The sequence below is a fragment of the Roseibium sp. genome, from assembly GCF_048260565.1.
GTDB lineage: Bacteria > Pseudomonadota > Alphaproteobacteria > Rhizobiales > Stappiaceae > Roseibium.
Window position 1 is genome coordinate 159,876 of record NZ_JBLXGP010000014.1, and the last position, 19,547, is coordinate 179,422.

A 19,547-nucleotide genomic window follows, 5' to 3' on the forward strand; every position below is an offset into this window, starting at 1 on the left:
ATAATTTCCGCCAACCGTTCCGCCACGTTCAAAACGCTTCCACGACTTCGATTTCTGAAGAGAACGGCTCGTCCCGCCTGAACCTCTTCAGCCGGGGGACGAGCCGTCATGATGGGGCTAGCGGAGCGCCTCAGGCCACGACCGTCTCGCCCGGCTTCGGCAGTTTCACCTTCGAGGCGGCAGCCCCCAAAGCGCCGATAAAGGTGTCGGCATTCTGGTCAAGGATCGGGAAGGTGCCGTAATGGCACGGAATAATGGTGTCGAAATCGAAAAAACGGTTGCAGGCAAGCGCCGCACTCTTGCCGCCCATGGTGAACCGGTCACCCACCGGCACGATCCCGACCTTGGGCCCGTAGATCTCGTTGACCAGGGCCATATCCGAAAAGATGTCCGTGTCGCCCATGTGATAGAGCACCGGCTCGCCGGGTGCGGCCACGATCAGGCCGTGCGGGTTGCCCATGTATTTGAAGCCGTCGCCGTCTGCGGCAGAAGCCGACGAATGATGTGCCACGGTCAGGCCGACCTTGAATGGCCCCACATCGAGGAACCCTCCGGAATTCATCGGATTGATGTTGTCCACACCCTTGCCGTTGGCCCACATGCAGATCTCGTAATTCGCGGTCAGCTGGGCGCCGGTCTTCTTGCAGATGTCGAGGCTGTCGCCGATGTGGTCGTCGTGCCCGTGGGTCAGAAGCACATGGGTCACGCCTTCGGCCACCTGGTCGACGCTGAGGTTTTCAGGGAACTTGGGATTTCCGGTGAGGAACGGATCGATCAGGATCGATGCGCCTGCAATGTCCATCTTGAACGCGGAATGACCGTACCAGGTTAGTTTCATATCCGGGTGCCTCCTCGTTGGTTTGGTCCGTTTGCGCACCATGGCCGATCCGGGACGGGAAAATCCAATGAAAATTCGTCAACAGTCCCCGGCGGGGTACCGGATGGCGGAAGACTGGCGCAACCGCCCTCTGCCCGGATCGTTCGAATTGCACGGACCGGATTTATCCTTTGTTCAACACAATGGAAGTTTCCCGTAGGGGTTAAGGAAAATCTGCGACACACGCAGCATAATGGCTTTTCAATCCGTAAGTTACGGAAGAGGGGTCCTCTGGATGAAAATCAGAAGTTTTCTGATTTTGTCGTTCCTTGTTGCAACGCTTGTACCGTCGCTGATCTTCTGCGCGTGGTCCTACCGCGATGGCGTGAACCGGGAATTCGCGGAGGTCAAGGACCGGCATCTTCTGATCGCGCGCAATCTCGGCTTCGCGCTGGAGCGTTATCATCAGGATGTGGTCGCCGCGTTCGAATCCGTCAGCGCGTCCCTGGTGACCGGAACGGAAATGCCCGGCATGACCCGTCTGCTGCGACGGCTCGACATGCTCTGCGTCCTGAACGTCGACAGCACAAACGGGGAAATCCTGGAGAAACTCGAAGTCGACCCCAGCGGCAAGCAGTCGAGGCTGCCTGCCGATCTCTTTTCCGACCTGAAGTCGATCGCCGTACTCGGCCGAACCACCTTCACCGGCGTACGCGCCGATGCAAAAGGCCGGAATGTGATCTTCATGGTCAGGGGCCATGGTTCCTATCTGTCCATCGGCCAGATCAGCACCAGTTACTTCGTTTCACTCGGCCGAAGCATCGCCTTTGGCATCAAGGGACACGCCGCGATTGTCGACCAGTCCGGCAACGTCCTCGCTCACCCGCTGGCGGACTGGGTCGCCAACCGCAAGAACATCGCCAAGGTCTCCGCGGTCCAGCGGATGATGAACGGCGATACCGGCATCGAACGGTTCTACTCCCCCGCCATGAAAGGCGACATGATCGCCGGCCTGACCTCGGTGCATGGTCCGGGCTGGGGTGTCATGGTTCCGCAGCCGGTCTCCGAAATCTACGACAAGGTCTACGCCAACCTGGCCTCCGTCTTTATGGCGATCGCGGCAGGTCTCGGGATTACCCTGCTGCTCGGTTTCGTGCTGGCCCGCTCCATTTCCACACCACTTGAAAAGCTGGTCGAGAAGATGAAGCAAAACGCCCGCAGTCGGCAGCTCAATACCGTCGGTACCGACATCGGCGTGGTCCCCTTCACCGAGATCATCGATTTCCGCAACAGCTATAACGTCATGGTCCGCCGGGTCACCAAGGCTGGCAAGCGGATCGAGACCCTTGCCTATACCGACGCCGTCACCGGCCTGCCCAACCGGCTGCGCCTGCAGGCGCTTGCCGCGCCGATCCTGGAAGATGCCGGTCTGGAAGGTATGGGCAAGTCAGCGCAGGGCGGTGTCCTGATCCTGGTTGACCTCGACAACTTCAAGGAGATCAATGACATCCACGGCCGCGACGTCGGCGATGTCTTCCTGAAAGCCTGCGCCCGGAAACTCACGGTCGTGACCAACGTTCTGCGAGCGGAACGGGCGCTCGCCGGCAAGGACGGTGATCCCCTCCTTGCGCGTATCGGCGGCGATGAATTCATTGTCATTGTGCCGGGTCTCCACGAGGAAGATGCGATCCTGGCGTTTCTCGACGCCCTCCGGACCGAACTGACGACGCCCGTGCCGGAGCTTCCCTTCATTTCCAATTCCAGCGCCAGCATCGGCTGCGCCCGCTTCCCCCGCCATGGAACGGATCTCGAGGAACTGATCAAGCGCGCCGACATCGCCATGTATCACGCCAAGGTCAGCGGCAAGAACAAGTCGGAGATCTACAGTACCGGCATCGGCACCCAGTCGGTCGCGGAACTGCGCCGCAACCTGATCGCCGCCATCGAAAACGACGAACTGGTGCTGGAATATCAGCCCAAGATCTGTTCCCGCCGCCAGAAAGTCTGCGGCGTGGAGGCTCTGGTGCGCTGGGACCATCCCCAGCACGGCCGCCTGCTGCCTGGCATCTGGATCCCCGCGGTCAGCGACTCCCCGGCCATGTCCCGTCTGGGCGAATGGGCCGTGGAGCGCGCCATGACGGATTACAGACGCCTGGCCGGCACAGGCTGCGACCTGTTCATGTCGGTGAATATCGGCTCCAGGCACTTTGTCGCCCCCGACTTCGTCTCCTCCATCGACGCCATCCGCGAGCGCCTGGATTTCGATCCCTCCCGCCTGGAGATCGAGGTGACCGAGGATGCTCTCTTCGTTTCCGAAGACCGAGCGGTAAAGGCTTTCCGTGACCTGCACGAGCGCGGCTATACGGTTTCCATCGACGATTTCGGCAAGGGCTATTCCAACATCGCCCGGCTGGCGCAGTTGCCGGTCGACTTCCTCAAGATTGACCGCTCCATCATCGTCGGTGCTTTCGAGGACATCCGCACCCGTTCCATTCTGGAAGCCATCATGACCATGGCCAGCGACCTCGGCTGCAGGACTGTCGCCGAAGGCGTGGAGACACTGCAGCACGCGGAATTCGCCACCCGTATCGGCGCCAATTGCCTGCAGGGCTACTATTTTGCCGCCAGCATGCCGATCGATACGCTGGTCGACTGGCTGGAACACCAGTCCGACAGGGCCGTGCAGGCCTATCACGAACGGCTGAAGGAGGCCGTTTGAGGCTTTCCGGGCTGGCACAGGTCCGCGACTGCTGATAAAGCCGGACCATGGCATCCGATCCGACCCTTCTCCTCGATGATTTCCTGGCAGCCCTGCCGTCCTCCGGCCGTCTGATCGGCCTCGATCTGGGCACCAAGACCATCGGCCTCGCCCTCTCCGATCTCGGCCGGGGCATCGCAAGCCCGATGGAAACCATCCGGCGCAAGAAATTCACCCTCGACGCCGAACGCCTGCTTCAGATCTGCACCGACCAACAGATCGGCGGCATCGTCCTCGGCCTGCCGCTGAACATGGACGGCACCGAAGGGCCTCGCGCCCAGGCCACCCGCGCCTTCGCCCGCAACCTGGCGCAGAAGACGGACCTGCCCATGACCCTGTGGGACGAACGCCTGTCGACCGCCGCCGTGACCCGCACCCTGCTCGAAGCCGATTCCAGCCGGGCGCGCCGTGCGGAAGTCGTCGACAAGATGGCCGCTGCCTACATCCTGCAGGGATTTCTTGATCGCCTGGGGCACATGGGATCGATCTGAATGGTGATGACGATCCACGCCCTGCTACCGGTCATTCTGGTAATCGCGGCCGGCTATCTGGTCGCCCGCACGGGCCTCATTACCGGCGACCAGTGGCATGGCGTCGAGCGGCTGACCTATTTCGTCCTGTTCCCGGCGTTCCTGTTCAAGACCATCGTGCTGATGGACTTTTCAAAGCTCCCGACCTTGTCCATGGGCGCGACCCTGCTTTCGGCGGTCGCCACCATGGGCGTCCTCTTGCTGGCGCTCCGACCGGTGTTTCTGAGGGTATGGGGCATCACCGGCCCACGCTTTACCTCCATCTTTCAAGGGGCGCTGCGCTGGAACGGCTTCATCGCGCTGGCGGTCGCGGCCGAGGTCATCGGCTCTAACGGGGTCGCACTGATTGCCGTCGCCATGGTGGTCATGATCCCGATCCTGAATGCGATGTGCGTGCTGGTGCTGTCGCGCTATGCCGGCGGCGAAGCGCCGTCAACGGCAAAGGTCCTGCGCGACCTCTACACAAACCCTTTCATCGTTTCCATCCTGGCCGGCCTTGCCATGAACCTTTCCGGCCTGCCAATTCCGGCCATCTTCCAGTCCACGCTCACGATCCTCGGCAGCGCAGCCCTGCCGACCGCCATTATCTGTGTCGGCGCGGGGCTCGATCTTGCCGCCTTACGCCGTCCCGGTCCGGCCCTGACTTCGGGCACCCTGATCCGGCTTATCGGCATGCCGCTGATGGTCGCGGGCTTCGCCTTCGTTTTCGGCGTCACCGGCCCGGCACGCGCCGCCACGGTCATTGCCGCCAGCGTTCCCTGCGCCGGCAGCGCCTACGTTCTTGCCAGACAGATGGGTGGCGACGCCAAGCTGATGGCGGAAATCCTGACCCTGCAGACCGTTGCGGCGATCGTGACCATCCCGCTGATGCTGTATTTGCTGACGTAAAAGCTTCCGGGGCTCTGCCCCTACTCCTCCGGATAAAGCCAGTCCACCAGCGCCCGCGCATTGTGGCGCGGGGAGAGCATGCCGTAGGTGGCGCGCCACTGGCCGGCGAGACGGCTTTCGATAAAGGCATCGCAGATGCCCTGAGGCACGATCTGCTTCAGCGCGGCAGCCGCCCCCGTCAGGGCGAGCTGTTCGATAAGAATACGGCCGTTGGCCGGGTCCTCCACGGCGGCTTTGGCGGCGGCTGCGATCACGTCGCAGGAAGACTTGCCGCCGCTGCCCAGCGCCTCGGTGAATTCGGCAAGCACCGCCTCAAGCGCCTCCGGCGCCTTCTGCAGCGCGCGCAGCACGTCGAGCGCCATGACGTTGCCGGAGCCCTCCCAGATCGCATTGACCGGTGCGTCGCGGTAGATCCGTGCCATGTCGAAATCCTCCACGTAGCCATTGCCGCCCAGGCATTCCATCGCCTCGTAGGTGAGCGGCGGCGTGCTCTTGCAGATCCAGTATTTGATCGCCGGGGTCATCATCCGCACATAAGCCGCATCGCGCTCGCTCGTCCCCATCCGGTCGGCGGCCCTGACCAGCCGAAACGCCAGTGCGGTGGCCGCCGCCACGTCCAGCGCCATGTCGGCCAGCACCCGCGTCATCAGCGGCTGGCCGAGCAGCTTTTCCCCGAAGACCTCCCGGTGGCGGCAATGATGAACCGCACGCGACAGGCTCGCGCGCATCTGCGCCGCCGAGCCCAGCGCGCAGTCGATGCGCGTCGGCACCACCATCTCCAGGATCGTGGCGATCCCCCGTCCCTCATCGCCGATCATGAAGCCCGTAGCGCGGTGGAATTCCACCTCCGAGGAGGCGTTGGAGTGATTGCCGAGCTTGGTCTTCAGCCGCTGGAAGTGCAGCCCGTTGAGCCGCCCGTCGGGAAGCACCCGCGGCACCAGGAAACAGGACGGCCCTGCGGATGTCCTCGCCAGCACCAGGAAGGCGTCGCACATGGGCGCGGAGAAGAACCACTTGTGGCCGGTAATCCGGTGCGTGCCGTCGTTGCCGGCTTCGGCCGACGAGGTGATTGCCCTCAGGTCCGTGCCGCCCTGCTTTTCGGTCATGCCCATACCGATGGTCACGCCCGGTTTCTGTTCCAGCGGCAAAAGGCGGGCGTCGTAGACCCGCGTCTTCAGCTTTGAAAGCCAGTCGCCGAACCGGTCCGGCTGCCGCTTCAAAACGGCACCTGCCGCATTGGTCATTGTGATCGGGCAACAATGGCCGGTTTCCACCTGGGAGGTCAGGAAGTACTTTCCGGCCCTCAGCGTCTGCGCCCAGGGCTTTTCCTCTTCCAGCACCGCGCAATGCAGCCCTGCCTCCACCGAGCGGCGCATCAAGGCGTGATAGGCGGGATGGAAATCGACCCGGTCGGCGCGCCGGCCGTGCTTGTCGTGGGTGATCAGTTCCGGCTTGTGTTCATTGGCGAGCCGGCCCAGATCGAGGATTTCCCGCGTACCGCAAATGGCGCCATGGGTCAGGAATTCGCCTTTCGCGTTTTCGTCCAGAGCCTCGCCTTGGGCGGCGATCAAAACCGGGTCGGTCGCCGCCAGATTGAACCCGCCGTAGTCAGGCGCCTGATTGAACACGTCATGGGTGGCGTATTCCGGCAGGCTGCCGCCCCTTTCTCCCGACGGGTTTCCCGGTTCCTGGATGGCCATCAGCGTCTCCCCCACCCCGCGATTCGCGAACACGTGTGGACAGGGTAACATGAAGGAAAGCGAATGCTTGTAAGCGAATTCGATTCCGCCTATAGCCATGATCTCGATGAGCGCACCAGATCCCCATCGAGCCAGCCTGAAATTCCCACGCATGACGTGGTTTGCCTCCCGGTGGTGTCCGCGGTCTGAAACGCGCGCCGAAACAGGATGCAGAAGACATGCAGGCTGACCTTTTCCCCCACCGACATCTGCTCGGGATCGAAGGGCTTCAGCCCCAGGATATCCTTGGCCTTCTGGACCGGGCGGAAGCCGCCGTCGAACTCAACCGCCAGGTGGAAAAGAAAAAGTCCGTCCTGAGCGGCCGGACCCAGATCAACCTGTTCTTCGAGGCCTCCACCCGGACCCAGGCCTCCTTCGAACTCGCCGGCAAGCGGCTCGGCGCCGATGTGATGAACATGGCGGTCTCCTCGTCTTCGGTGAAGAAGGGCGAGACGCTGATCGACACGGCCGCCACCCTCAACGCCATGCATCCGGACCTGCTGGTGGTCCGTCACCATGCGGCCGGCGCCGTGCATCTGCTGGCGCGCAAGGTCGACTGTTCGGTGGTCAATGCCGGCGACGGCCCCCACGAGCATCCGACCCAGGCCCTGCTCGATGCGCTCACCATCCGCCGGCACAAGGGCAAGATCGCCCGGCTGACGGTTGCGATCTGCGGCGATATCGTCCATTCCCGGGTCGCCCGCTCCAACATCATCCTGCTCAACGCGCTGGGCGCGCGGGTCCGCGTGATCGCTCCGTCCACCCTGCTGCCGAGCGGCATCGAGAAGATGGGCGTGGAGGTCTTCCGCGACATGCGCGAGGGCTTGAAGGGCGTGGATATCGTCATGATGCTGCGCCTGCAGCGCGAGCGCATGAGCGGTGCCTTCGTTCCGTCGGTGCGCGAATATTACCGCTACTACGGTCTGGACATGGAAAAGCTGAGCTTCGCCCGCGATGATGCGCTGGTGATGCACCCCGGCCCGATGAACCGGGGCGTGGAAATCGATCCGGCCGTAGCCGACGGGCCGCAGAGCCTCATTCGCGAGCAGGTGGAAATGGGGGTCGCCGTGCGCATGGCCGTGCTCGAAGCCCTCGCCGCCCATCTGCCGAACCAGTAGGAGTATTAAGGTGGCCTCAGATACCCCCAAACCGCTGGTTCTCTCCAACGCCAGGGTGATCGATCCGGCAAGGGATCTCGACGCGCCGGGCTCGGTGATCATCGCCGACGGCACCATTCTCGCGGCCGGACCCGAAGCCGCCAACCAGGGCGCGCCCTACGGCGCTGAGATCATCGACTGCGCAGGCGCCATCGTCGCCCCGGGCCTGATCGACATGTGTGTCTCGGTCGGCGAACCGGGGGCCGAGCACCGGGAGACGCTGGCAAGCGCCAGCGACGCGGCCGCCGCTGGCGGCGTCACCACCATCTGCACCATGCCGGAAACCGATCCGGTGATCGACGACCCGGCCCTGGTCGATTTCATCCTGCGCCGCGCCCGCGACACCGCCAGCATCAACGTTCATCCGATGGCGGCCCTGACCAAAGGCCTTGCAGGCCAGGATATGACCGAGATCGGTCTGTTGCAGGAAGCAGGCGCAATTGCCTTTTCCAACGGCCACAAGTCGGTGCGCAACGCCCAGACCATGCGCCGGATTCTCACCTACGCCCGCGACTTCGATGCGCTTGTCGTCCACCACACCGAAGACCCGGATCTGGCCGGCGGCGTCATGAACGCGGGCCTCAACGCCAGCTGGAAGGGCCTTTCCGGTATCCCGCGCGAGGCCGAGGTGATCATGATCGAGCGCGATCTCAGGCTCGTCGGCATGGCGAAGGGGAAATACCACGCCAACCTGATTTCCACCTCCGACAGTGCGGAAGCGATCCGCATCGGCAAGGATCGGGGGCTCAACGTCACCGCCGGGGTCTCGATCAACCACCTGACCCAGAACGAAAACGACATCGGCCCCTACCGGACCTTCTTCAAGATGTCGCCGCCTCTGCGCGACGAGGACGACCGCCGGGCGATGATCGCCGCCCTTGCCGACGGCACCATCGACATCCTCGTCTCCAACCACGATCCTCAGGACGTGGAAACCAAGCGGCATCCCTGGGCGGAAGCCGAGGATGGCGCCATCGGTCTGGAGACCCTGCTCGCCGCGGCCCTCAGGCTCTACCATTCCGGCGATATCGAGCTGCTTCCCCTGCTCGCCTGCATGACCTGCCGCCCCGCCGACCGGCTCGGCCTGGAGACCGGCCGGCTGAGCCAGGGCGCACCGGCGGATGTGGTCGTGTTCGATCCGGACCGTCCCTGGGTGCTGGAAAAGAGCGCTATCCGCTCCCGCTCCAAAAACTCGCCCTTCGAGGACGCGCGTTTTTCCGGCCGGGTGCTGCATACCATCGTTGCAGGCCGGCCCGTCTACACTTACGCTTAGGTTCAGGACGCTAAGCCACAGACAAAGCGGAGGAAACGCGTGCCCGATCCGATCAGTTGGGGTCTAGCCTGGCCCTATTACCTCGCCGCCCTCGCCTTCGGCTACCTGCTCGGATCGATCCCCTTCGGACTGGTGATCACGCGCATGGCCGGTCTCGGAGACATCCGCAACATCGGCTCCGGCAACATCGGCACCACCAATGTGCTCAGAACCGGGCGCAAGTCGCTTGCCGCCGCCACCCTGCTCGGCGACGCGCTGAAGGGAACGGTCGCCGTCCTGATCGCCCGCTATTTCTACGGTATGGAAATGGCACTGATTGCGGGTCTCGGCGCCTTCCTCGGCCACCTGTTTCCCATCTGGCTGAAGTTCAAGGGCGGCAAGGGTGTGGCCACCTATCTGGGCATCCTGCTCGGTATCTACTGGCCGGCCTTCTTCGTCTTCGCCGGCATCTGGCTCGCCATGGCCTACCTGTTCCGCTATTCCTCGCTCTCCGCCCTGATGGCAAGTCTGGCGACCCCGTTCCTGCTCTACAGTGTCGGCCAGTTCCAGATGGCGGAAATGTTCCTGGCCATGACGCTGCTCCTGTGGCTGAAGCACAACGAAAACATCCACCGGCTGATGATGGGCGAGGAATCCAGGATCGGTTCGAAATCCAAGGCCGAATCCGGCGGCGACGCGGGCGCATGACCGCCGAACCCCGGCTCGACACAGCGTCGCGCCTCGACGAGGCGCAACGACTGGCATGGCTCCGGCTGATCCGCTCCGAAAACATCGGCCCAAGCACCTTCCGCGACCTGATCAATCATTTCGGCACCGCCCAGGCAGCGCTTGAGGGCCTGCCCGACCTGTCCCGGCGCGGCGGCAAGGGCAATCTGCGCATCTGCTCTGAACGGGAAGCCGAGGACGAACTGAGCGCCCATCGGAGCGCCGGTGCCCGTGTCATCGCCATGGATGATCCGGACTATCCGCCGCACCTGCGCCATATCGACGGACCGCCGCCGCTTCTCTCCCTCCGGGGCAGCGGCGAGACCCTGAGCAACCCGCAGACACTCGCGATCGTCGGCGCCCGTAATGCCTCCCTGTCCGGGCGCAAGCTGGCGGCCACCATCGCAAGAGAACTGTCCGGCAACGGCTATGTCATCGCCTCGGGGCTCGCCCGCGGTATCGACGCCGCCGCCCATGAGGCAGCGCTCGCCGGGGGCACCGTCGCCGTCTTTGCCGGCGGCATCGATCATCTCTATCCGCCCGAACACGGTCCGTTGCTTAAAGCCATTCTGGATGCGGGCGGTACGGCAATCAGCGAAATGCCTTTCGGCTGGAAGCCGCGCGGCCGCGACTTTCCCCGCCGCAACCGGCTGATTTCCGGCCTGTCGCTTGGCGTGGTGGTGATCGAGGCCGCAAAGGCCTCCGGCTCCCTGCACACCGCCCGCTTCGCCCTGGAACAGAACCGGGAAATCTTCGCCGTCCCCGGTTCGCCGCTGGACGCCCGGTCCGAGGGCGCCAACCGGTTGATCCAGCAAGGCGCGGCCCTGATCACTTGCAGTCAGGACATCCTCGACGCCCTTTCCGGACGAAGCGAACCGACGCTGCCCTTCGGCTCCGGCTTTTCGGAGCCAGGCGGCGCGGCGCCCGAGGAGCCATCTGACAAGATCCGCCAGCGCATCCTCACCGCTCTCGGCCCCACGCCGGTCGAGGTCGACGACCTGATCCGCGATCTTGGCGAACCGCCCCGCACGGTCCATGTCATCCTCCTGGAACTCGAACTCGCCGGCCGCCTGGAGCGGCACCGGGGACAGAAGGTGTCGTTGGTTTATTGAGGCAGGGACAATTGGCCGCTGCAGCCCCGATCAAGTCAGGGACAACCGCCGAATAGGTGGCAAGCACCGTCGTTTCCAGCCCACCTCGGTCATCAACCCGCTCAATAGGGTTGATGACAAAGGTGAGCTTTTCCATAAATTCAACTGTATTATGGGCTTCAGCCCACTTTCCGGCCCGTTACGGTGCTTTTTTCAGGCCGGCATTGCATTTGACGTAAACGGTGAACGGCGCGCCGCTGCGTTGATTGGTTGTGTTGCTAATGTTCCACTTGCCGTTCTTCGCCTTGCCTTTCCGAGCGGCGACCGCATCCAGTTCAAAATATGCAGCAGCTTTGATAGTCCATTCCTTGGATAGAACTTGAGTCTTTGACAGACCCTTCTTCGTTTTATTGGCGAGGTTGGTGTTGCACAAATCGACAGGTTTCTTGATCCAAGCCAGCTTGCTGACGGGGACGTTGAAGGTCTTGTACAGCTTGACTGTGCGTTTAGTTCCGCTTCCCACATCGCGCCCTTCGAAGGTCTTGTCCCAAAAACTGCCCGGGTGTTCGAAGTACTTGACATTCCCATATGCGCCAAGCGCCAGAGCGACAATTCGCTCCCCTTTGGTTGCCTTTGCATACATGTTGAAAAGGAACATGTGATTTTTCGTTTTGACACCGGTGTAGCCGCTCAGGTTCGCCGATACTTCTACGGGCTTCGTATCGACGATACCCTGCGAAAGTTTCACCTTTTCGATCCAGTCCTTGGCAAAGGCATTTGAAGTCAGAGCGAGGATCAATGTTCCGGCGGCGGCGATATTAAAAATTTTGTTCTTAGTCATTTTTATTATCCAATACGATTTTTCGAAGCCCACAACGAACAATCTGGAGATCTCGCACTGAACTCGTCCTGAACTGCCCGTTCAGCTGGCATTCAGTTGGGAAACAGCCGCTGAAAATTCAAAAGACAGCGCTACTCTCCCCTGCGGGAGGAATTTATGCGCTGCTCACGGCAGGATCGGAGTCTTGTGGCGGTTGCCGCCGAATACAAGAGAGTATGGACCGATGCTGGGGCCCCTCACCCGGACCTCTGCCCAATTCGGAAGTGGTCATCGCCGCGTCCTCTATTGTTAATCCCGGTCGCGCTTACGTTTGCCGGGAATAAGCCGCCTCCCTTCCCCTCCCTCCCAGAACGCCTTTGCCCCGTCCGGAAAAGTCTCGAGCATCGCATCGAACGCCTTCCCATCCACCTGAGCCCGCAACGCTCGGGCGACACCTTCAATAGCGTTTGCGGGCGAAAAGTTGTGATGCCGGCGCAGAGCCTGAACCTCTTTCGTCATTTCCTCACGGCTGGAAAAGGCAACCGGCACCTCGTCAACGTCCCAGTCCTTGACGAACAACGCCCGCAGGACGACAGGCAATTCGTTGGCGAAACGCAGACCCTCCGGCACGGTTAGCCGGCGGCGGAAGGCAAACAGCACGCCCTGCACGGTCGTATAGGTCTGGTTGCGCGTGGTCAGATCCAGCGCGACGCGCGCATCTTCCAGAAAGCGGTCGAAGATCTCTCCGGCGCGCTGGTACTCATTCGGCATCGGCATGATCCGTATTCCACGTCATGGATAATGTGTTCGGCCCGGTTATAATGCATCAGGTTGTCCGGTTCGACAGATACACGCCAAAGGTCGTTTCCGGAACTGTCGGCCCCGGTTCGCGGTCCGGTGGATAACTTGCCTTTTTGCAGGGTCACTTGACCACACCCGCGCAAAGGTCCATTTGACAGGCGGTCGGCGATCCGTGATCGTCGCCATCTTGAAACAGTGAATTTATTCGGGACGCGGCTCGGGGCTCCGCATCCGTTCCCGTCAGTCAGCATTTGGGAAACGATGAACATCGTCATTGTGGAATCGCCGGCCAAGGCCAAGACGATCAATAAATATCTCGGCTCGGATTACCATGTGCTGGCCTCGTACGGCCACGTGCGCGATCTGCCCCCGAAGGACGGATCGGTCAAGCCGGACGAAGACTTCGCCATGAGCTGGCAGGTGGATTCCAAATCCCAGAAGCGGCTTTCGGAAATCGCCAATGCAGTCAAGGACGCCGACCGCCTGATTCTCGCAACCGACCCCGACCGCGAGGGCGAGGCGATTTCCTGGCATGTGCTGGAAGTCCTGCAGAAGAAACGCGTTCTGAAGGACAAGAAGGTCCAGCGCGTCGTCTTCAATGCGATCACCAAGTCGGCGATCCTGGAGGCGATGGCCAATCCGCGCGAACTCGACACGCCGCTGGTCGATGCCTATCTGGCGCGCCGCGCGCTCGACTACCTGGTGGGCTTTACCCTTTCGCCGGTCCTGTGGCGCAAGCTTCCGGGCGCCCGCTCCGCCGGCCGCGTGCAGTCCGTCGCCCTGCGCCTGATCTGCGACCGGGAAATGGAAATCGAGGTCTTCAAGCCCCAGGAATACTGGTCGATCCTCGCCAACCTGAAGACCCCCAAGGGCGACCCGTTCCAGGCATCCGTCACCGGCTTTGACGGCAAGAAGATCGGCCGCCTCGACATCGGTTCGGAAGCAGAAGCCTCAACCATCAAGACCATGCTGACGTCCGCCAGTTACACCGTGGACAGCGTGGCCTCCAAACCGACCAAACGCAATCCGGCGCCTCCCTTCACCACCTCCACCCTGCAGCAGGAGGCCTCGCGCAAGCTCGGCTTTGCCGCCTCGCGCACCATGCAGGTGGCCCAGCGCCTCTATGAAGGGATCTCCATCGGCGGCGAAACTTCAGGCCTCATCACCTACATGCGTACCGACGGTGTGCAGATTGCCGGCGAGGCGATTTCCGCGGCCCGCAAGGTGATCGGCAAGGATTTCGGCGACAATTACGTGCCCGAAAAGCCGCGCTTCTATTCCTCCAAGGCCAAGAACGCCCAGGAGGCCCACGAAGCCATCCGTCCGACCGACCTGTTCCGCCGGCCGAAGGATGTCGCTCGTTTCCTCGATCCCGATCAGGCGAAGCTCTACGAACTGATCTGGAAGCGCACCATGGCGAGCCAGATGGAATCCGCCGTCCTGGAACGCACCACCATCGACATCACGGCCTCCGGTTCCGGCAAGAAGGCCGCCCTGCGCGCAACCGGCTCCGTCGTCCGCTTCGACGGCTTCTTCGCGCTTTACCAGGAAGGCCGCGACGACGACGAGGACGAGGATTCAAAGCGCCTGCCCGCCGTCGACGACGGTGCATCGCTGACGCTCGGCTCCGTCGACGGCAAGGCAGAGGCGATCGAGGCCGCCCAACACTTCACCACGCCGCCGCCTCGCTACACGGAAGCCAGCCTGGTGAAGAAGATGGAAGAGCTCGGCATCGGCCGTCCCTCCACCTACGCCTCCACGCTGCAGACCCTGCGCGACCGCGAATACGTGGAGCTGGAGAAGAAGCAGCTCGTTCCCCAGGACAAGGGCCGGATCGTTACCGCCTTCCTGGAGAGCTTCTTCGACCGCTACATCGAATACGATTTCACCGCGAGCCTGGAAGAACAGCTCGACAAGATTTCCGCCGGCGAACTGTCCTGGCTGGACGTCCTGCGTGCCTTCTGGAAGGACTTTTCCGGCGCAGTCGACGAGATCAAGGATCTCCGGGTCTCCCAGGTCATCGATTCCCTTAACGACCTCCTGGCGCCGCATATTTTTCCGGACAAGGGCGACGGCACCGATCCGCGCGCCTGTCCGTCCTGTTCCGACGGCCGGCTGTCCCTGAAGGTCAGCCGCTTCGGCGCCTTCATCGGCTGTTCCAATTATCCGGAGTGCAATTATACGCGCCAGCTCGCCAAGTCCGGCGACGGCGAGGAAGAGGCTGCCGAAGGGCCGAAGATCCTCGGACAGGATCCCGAAACCGGCCTCGACGTGTCGCTGCGCAACGGCCGCTTCGGACCTTATGTCCAGCTCGGCGAGGAAGCCAAGCCGAAGCGGGCCTCCCTGCCCAAGGGCTGGTCGGCCCCGGACATGGACCTGGACAAGGCCCTGCAGCTTCTGTCCCTGCCGCGCGAGGTCGGACCGCACCCGGAAGACGGCAAGATGATTTCCGCCGGTATCGGCCGCTACGGCCCGTTCGTGCTCCATGAAGGCACTTACGCCAACTTGTCCTCACCGGACGAGGTCTTTTCCGTCGGCATCAACCGCGCCGTCGATGCCCTGGCCGAAAAGCGCGCCAAGGGCGGACGCGGACGCGCCACCCCGGCGGCACTGAAGGAACTCGGCGAGCATCCGGAACAGAGCGGGCCGGTCACGGTGCGCGACGGCCGCTACGGACCATACGTGAACCACGGCAAGGTCAACGCCACGCTTCCCAAGGGCACCGATCCCATGACGGTGACCATGGAGCAGGCTGTGGAACTGATCGCCGCCAAGGCCGGCAAGGGCGGGGCCAAGAAGAAGGCCGCCCCGAAAAAGGCGGCGGCGAAGAAACCGGCCGCAAAAAAGACAGCAGCGAAGAAAACCACGGCCAAAAAGACCACTGCGAAAGCCAAGGTCGATACCTCTTCCGAAGAGGTGCCGTGGGATGATGCATCTTGAGTGCAAAGCGGATAGGACCGCGCAAACCCAGCCGCCGGAAGACTGCCAAGGCACCGGCGGAAATGCCTTCACGCGAGGATATCCTCGCCTTCATCGCCGATAATCCCGGCAAGGCGGGCAAGCGCGAGATCGCGCGCCATTTCGGCATCATCGGCGCGGCCCGCATCGAGCTGAAGCGCATGCTGCGCGAGCTGGGCGATGAAGGCCTCCTGGAAAGACGCCAGAAACGCCTGCTCAGGCCCGGCGACCTGCCCCCTGTGTTTGTGGTCGGCCTGGTCGCCCGCGACCGGGATGGCGAGCTGCTGGGCGAGCCCGTCGACTGGGACGACGACACCGGTCCCGCACCGAAAGTTCTGGTGCTCACGGGGCGCGGCAAGGGTCCGCAGCCCGGCATCGGCGATCGGGCTCTCATCCGCCTGACGGAGTCCGATGAAGGAGAGGCCGATTACACAGGTCGTGTCATCAAGATCCTGGAAAAACGCCAGGACGCGATCCTCGGGATCATGCGCGCCCGCTCCGGCACCCATCCGCCCTATCTGGAACCGGTGGACCGCAAACAGCGCGAACTGGACATCGACCCCACCGACCTGAAGGGCGCCGAGGACGGCGATCTGGTGAGCGTACAGGTCACCCGCACCGGACGCTACGGCGCGCCGCGCGCCAGCATCGTGGAACGCTTCGGCTCCATGAAATCGGAAAAGGCGGTCTCCGAGATCGCCCTGCACAGCCACGGCATCCGCCATGTCTTTCCGGCAGCGGTGGAACAGGAAGCGGAAGCAGCAAGGCCCGTGGAGACGCTGGGCAAGCGCGAGGACTGGCGCCAGATCCCGCTCGTCACCATCGACCCGCCGGACGCCAAGGACCACGACGATGCGGTCTTCGCGGAACCCGACGACAGCGGCGAGAACGACGGCGGCCATGTGCTTTACGTGGCCATCGCCGACGTCGCCCACTACGTCCGCCCGGGCTCCGCGCTGGATCGGGAAGCCCACATGCGCGGCAATTCGGTCTATTTCCCCGACCGGGTGATCCCGATGCTGCCGGAACGCATTTCCAACGTGCTCTGCTCCTTGCGCGAGAAGGAAGACCGTCCGGCTCTGGCCGTCCGCATGGTTGTCGATAAAAACGGCCGCAAGATCGCCCATACCTTCCACCGGGTGATGATGCGCTCCGCCGCCCGCCTGTCCTATATCCAGGCGCAAAAGGCGATCGACGGGGTGACGGACGACAAGACCGAGACCCTGCTCGACGGGGTTTTGAAGCCGCTCTGGGAGGGCTACCGTGCCCTGAAGAAGGCGCGTGACGCCCGCGAGCCGCTGGAACTCGACCTGCCGGAACGCAAGATCAAGCTCAAGGACGACGGCACCGTCGATCACGTTTTCGTGCCCGAGCGGCTCGAAGCGCACAAGCTGATCGAGGAATTCATGATCCTCGCCAACGTTTCGGCCGCCGAGACGCTGGAAAAGAAAAAGACGCCCCTGCTCTACCGCATCCACGATGCGTCGACGCCGGAAAAGCTGGAAAACCTGAAAGAGTTCCTGTCCACCATCAACATGAAGCTGCCGTCCAGCGGCGGGCTCAGGCCGTCCGTCTTCAACGGCATTCTGGCCAAGGTGAAGGACACGCCCGAGGCGCATCTGGTCAACGAGGTGGTGCTGCGCAGTCAGGCTCAGGCGGAATACGCACCGCAGAACATCGGCCATTTCGGCCTGAATCTGCGCCGTTACGCCCATTTCACCTCGCCGATCCGCCGTTATGCGGACCTGATCGTCCACCGCGGCCTGATCCGGGCGCTCGGCTTCGGCAATGACGGTCTGCCGGAGGGCATCGAGGCCAAACTGGAGGCCATCGGCGGGGAAATCTCCGGCGCCGAACGGCGCGCCATGCTGGCCGAGCGCGACACCATCGACCGGCTGATCGCGCTGTGGATGGCAGACAAGATCGGGGCGGAATTCACCGGCCGTATCGCCGGTGTCGTGAAGTCCGGCCTGTTCGTTCGCCTGGCCGACAGCGGCGCCGACGGTTTCGTGCCCGCCTCCACCATCGGCCTCGACTACTACAGGTATGACGAAGGGTCGCACGCCTTGATCGGTGACAAGACCGGACAAACCTATCAGCTTGGAGACCAGGTTACAGTCAGGCTGGCTGAAGCGGCGCCATTCGCAGGCGCCCTGCGTTTCGAAATCCTCAGTAGCGGTCGCGCCGCGAAGAAATCCCGGCGGAAGCCCGGAACGGCGCCCCGGAGCCCGCGCAAGCGCGCCGCAGTGAGGAATTCGAAAGCTTCCGCCGGACGCACAAGCGGAAAGAAAAAACGATGAACGTTCAGTACAGGACCGAACTGCCACATCCCGAAACCGGAAATCCGGCCAAGCCGTCCAGAAAGCCGCTGCAGGCGATCACCCGCGGCCTCATGAACGCCTGCCCCTCCTGCGGCCGGGGCAAACTGTTCAAGGGCTTTCTGACCACGGTCCATAACTGCGACAACTGTGGTGAGGAAATCCACCATCACCGGGCCGACGACGCCCCGCCCTATTTCACCATCACCATTGTCGGACATATCATCATTCCGGCCATGCTGGCGGTGGAAGTGCTTTATCATCCGGAGGTCTGGATCCATATGTCGCTGTGGATCCCGCTGACGCTCATTCTCTCCCTCGGGATGCTGCGCCCGATCAAGGGGGCGCTTGTCGGCCTTCAATGGGCCCTTTATATGCATGGGTTCGACCCCGAGGCAGGCGATGACCTGCCGGAGCCAGACCCAGCAGCAGGCATCCGATGACCGCAAATCCCAAGATCAATCTGTCCAAGGATGAACAGCCCGGAAAATTTCCCTATATCCGCCCGCGCGACGCCTCTACGCTTCTGATTCTCGACAAGACCGCAGCCGGTCCCTTCCGCGTACTGATGGGCCGGCGCCACATGGGGCACGCCTTCATGCCCGGCAAGTTCGTCTTTCCAGGCGGCCGGCTCGACCCGGGCGATTCCCGCGTGAACGTGGCAGCCCCTTACGATCCGGCGGTGGAGGAAAAACTGTCGGCTCAGCTGAAAGGCCCGAAGAGCCCGGCCCGTGTTCGCGCTCTGGCACTGGCTGCCGTCCGCGAGACCTACGAGGAAGCCGGTCTTTTCATCGGCGTGAAACGGGAAGGCGCCGAAAACGGACCCAAGGTCAGAATCGGCAAGGGCTTCGAGGCCTTCGAGGAACGGGGCATCGAACTCGATCTCACCCCCTTCCGCATGGTCGCCCGCGCCATCACCCCGCCCCAGCGCCCCCGGCGCTTCGACGCCCGTTTCCTGGCCGTCTGGGGCGACGCCATCGCCGCCCAGATGGAAAACGGCATGGGTCCGTCCGGCGAGCTGGAAGACGTGGAATGGCTGACGCTGGACGAGGCCCGGGAAAAGGAAATCCCCGCGATCACCAAGCAGATCCTCGCCGATCTGGAAAACCGCCTCGTGGGCGACCCGAAGCTCGCGCCCGAAACCCCGGTCCCCTTCTACTTCTACCGCGGCGGCGGTTTCCGGCGGGAAGAGATCTAGGGCCTTTGCCGTTTCAAGTTTCCGCCGCCCCCTCTTCACCGAATTTCCGCACCAGACCACTCGCCAAAGCTTGACTTTGCCGCCGTCTTGAGTACTTTGCGCGCTGATTTCAGACACAGGGGCAGGATGCACGCCAGACGCTCTGGCCACGAGTACCGTTTGCCCGACCCAACAAAACAGGATCCAAGGCCATGGCCAAGGCGACCACAATCAAGATCAAGCTCCTCTCCACGGCTGACACCGGCTTCTTCTATGTCACGAAGAAGAACTCCCGTACCATGACCGAAAAGATGGTCATGAAGAAGTACGACCCGATTGCCAAGAAGCACGTGGAATTCAAGGAAGCCAAGATCAAGTAAGCTTCCCCGCTCGTAGCGGACCTATGCTTCAATGAAAAGACCCGCCGGTTTCGGCGGTTTCAGACTGCTGACAAACCCCTGGCGTTAGCCGGGGGTTTTTGATTCACTGTTTTGATGTTGAAGAAGCCCGGCCCC

At 62.7% G+C, this 19,547-nt stretch carries 16 protein-coding genes; 12 read left to right on the plus strand and 4 right to left on the minus strand.

Annotated elements, in window-relative coordinates:
- Positions 1–130: 130 nt before the first annotated feature.
- On the minus strand, positions 131–838 hold the full coding sequence (locus tag ACN0SO_RS23085; RefSeq protein ID WP_417681536.1) for a metal-dependent hydrolase: 708 nt from the start codon (positions 836–838) through the stop codon (positions 131–133).
- Between the two features lie 274 nt (positions 839–1,112).
- On the opposite strand from ACN0SO_RS23085, the gene ACN0SO_RS23090 reads away from it, so the two are divergent.
- The 3 genes from ACN0SO_RS23090 to ACN0SO_RS23100 are packed head-to-tail and all read left to right on the plus strand — an operon-like array spanning position 1,113 to position 4,993.
- Positions 1,113–3,536: an EAL domain-containing protein gene (locus tag ACN0SO_RS23090; protein ID WP_417681538.1), complete on the plus strand. Its 2,424-nt coding sequence runs from the start codon at positions 1,113–1,115 to the stop codon at positions 3,534–3,536.
- A gap of 47 nt (positions 3,537–3,583) precedes the next feature.
- Entirely contained in the window at positions 3,584–4,066 is a 483-nt protein-coding gene (gene ruvX / locus ACN0SO_RS23095) for a Holliday junction resolvase RuvX (RefSeq protein ID WP_417681540.1), read from the plus strand.
- On the plus strand, positions 4,067–4,993 hold the full coding sequence (locus ACN0SO_RS23100) for an AEC family transporter (protein ID WP_417681542.1): 927 nt from the start codon (positions 4,067–4,069) through the stop codon (positions 4,991–4,993). It abuts the gene before it with no gap.
- A gap of 20 nt (positions 4,994–5,013) precedes the next feature.
- Here ACN0SO_RS23100 and ACN0SO_RS23105 read toward each other — a convergent pair whose 3' ends face one another.
- Positions 5,014–6,693, minus strand: a complete 1,680-nt coding sequence (locus tag ACN0SO_RS23105; RefSeq protein ID WP_417681544.1) for an acyl-CoA dehydrogenase family protein — start codon at positions 6,691–6,693, stop codon at positions 5,014–5,016.
- Positions 6,694–6,911: 218 nt separating this feature from the next.
- Here ACN0SO_RS23105 and ACN0SO_RS23110 point away from each other — a divergent pair, with 218 nt between their 5' ends.
- From ACN0SO_RS23110 to dprA, 4 genes are read left to right on the plus strand one after another with little or no spacing between them, the layout of a single operon-like run.
- Positions 6,912–7,850: an aspartate carbamoyltransferase catalytic subunit gene (locus ACN0SO_RS23110; protein WP_417681546.1), complete on the plus strand. Its 939-nt coding sequence runs from the start codon at positions 6,912–6,914 to the stop codon at positions 7,848–7,850.
- 10 nt (positions 7,851–7,860) lie between these two features.
- Positions 7,861–9,162, plus strand: coding sequence for a dihydroorotase (locus ACN0SO_RS23115; RefSeq protein WP_417681548.1), 1,302 nt, complete (start codon positions 7,861–7,863; stop codon positions 9,160–9,162).
- 39 nt (positions 9,163–9,201) lie between these two features.
- Positions 9,202–9,849 (plus strand): glycerol-3-phosphate 1-O-acyltransferase PlsY, encoded by a 648-nt coding sequence (gene plsY, locus ACN0SO_RS23120; RefSeq protein ID WP_417681550.1) that lies wholly within the window; start codon positions 9,202–9,204, stop codon positions 9,847–9,849.
- Positions 9,846–10,979 (plus strand): DNA-processing protein DprA, encoded by a 1,134-nt coding sequence (dprA, locus tag ACN0SO_RS23125; protein ID WP_417681552.1) that lies wholly within the window; start codon positions 9,846–9,848, stop codon positions 10,977–10,979. Before plsY ends, dprA begins: the two co-directional genes overlap by 4 nt.
- Before the next feature lie 178 nt (positions 10,980–11,157).
- Here dprA and ACN0SO_RS23130 read toward each other — a convergent pair whose 3' ends face one another.
- Complete coding sequence (locus ACN0SO_RS23130) at positions 11,158–11,799, minus strand: hypothetical protein (RefSeq protein ID WP_417681554.1); 642 nt, start codon at positions 11,797–11,799, stop codon at positions 11,158–11,160.
- A gap of 288 nt (positions 11,800–12,087) precedes the next feature.
- Positions 12,088–12,555: a DUF2267 domain-containing protein gene (locus ACN0SO_RS23135; RefSeq protein WP_417681556.1), complete on the minus strand. Its 468-nt coding sequence runs from the start codon at positions 12,553–12,555 to the stop codon at positions 12,088–12,090.
- 285 nt (positions 12,556–12,840) lie between these two features.
- Between ACN0SO_RS23135 and topA the strand changes: the two genes are divergently transcribed.
- From topA to rpmG, 5 genes are all read left to right on the plus strand, one after another.
- Positions 12,841–15,519, plus strand: coding sequence for a type I DNA topoisomerase (gene topA / locus ACN0SO_RS23140; protein ID WP_417681558.1), 2,679 nt, complete (start codon positions 12,841–12,843; stop codon positions 15,517–15,519).
- A gap of 62 nt (positions 15,520–15,581) precedes the next feature.
- Positions 15,582–17,837: a ribonuclease R gene (rnr, locus tag ACN0SO_RS23145; RefSeq protein ID WP_417681560.1), complete on the plus strand. Its 2,256-nt coding sequence runs from the start codon at positions 15,582–15,584 to the stop codon at positions 17,835–17,837.
- Positions 17,834–18,298 carry a DUF983 domain-containing protein gene (locus ACN0SO_RS23150; protein ID WP_417681562.1) on the plus strand — a complete coding sequence of 155 codons (465 nt, stop codon included), beginning with the start codon at positions 17,834–17,836 and terminating at the stop codon, positions 18,296–18,298. The genes rnr and ACN0SO_RS23150 overlap by 4 nt, the downstream gene beginning before the upstream one ends.
- Positions 18,295–19,053 (plus strand): NUDIX hydrolase, encoded by a 759-nt coding sequence (locus ACN0SO_RS23155; protein WP_417681564.1) that lies wholly within the window; start codon positions 18,295–18,297, stop codon positions 19,051–19,053. Before ACN0SO_RS23150 ends, ACN0SO_RS23155 begins: the two co-directional genes overlap by 4 nt.
- Before the next feature lie 191 nt (positions 19,054–19,244).
- A complete protein-coding gene (gene rpmG / locus ACN0SO_RS23160; protein ID WP_190290594.1) occupies positions 19,245–19,412 on the plus strand; it encodes a 50S ribosomal protein L33 in 168 nt (55 codons plus the stop codon).
- The last annotated feature ends 135 nt before the right edge of the window (positions 19,413–19,547 follow it).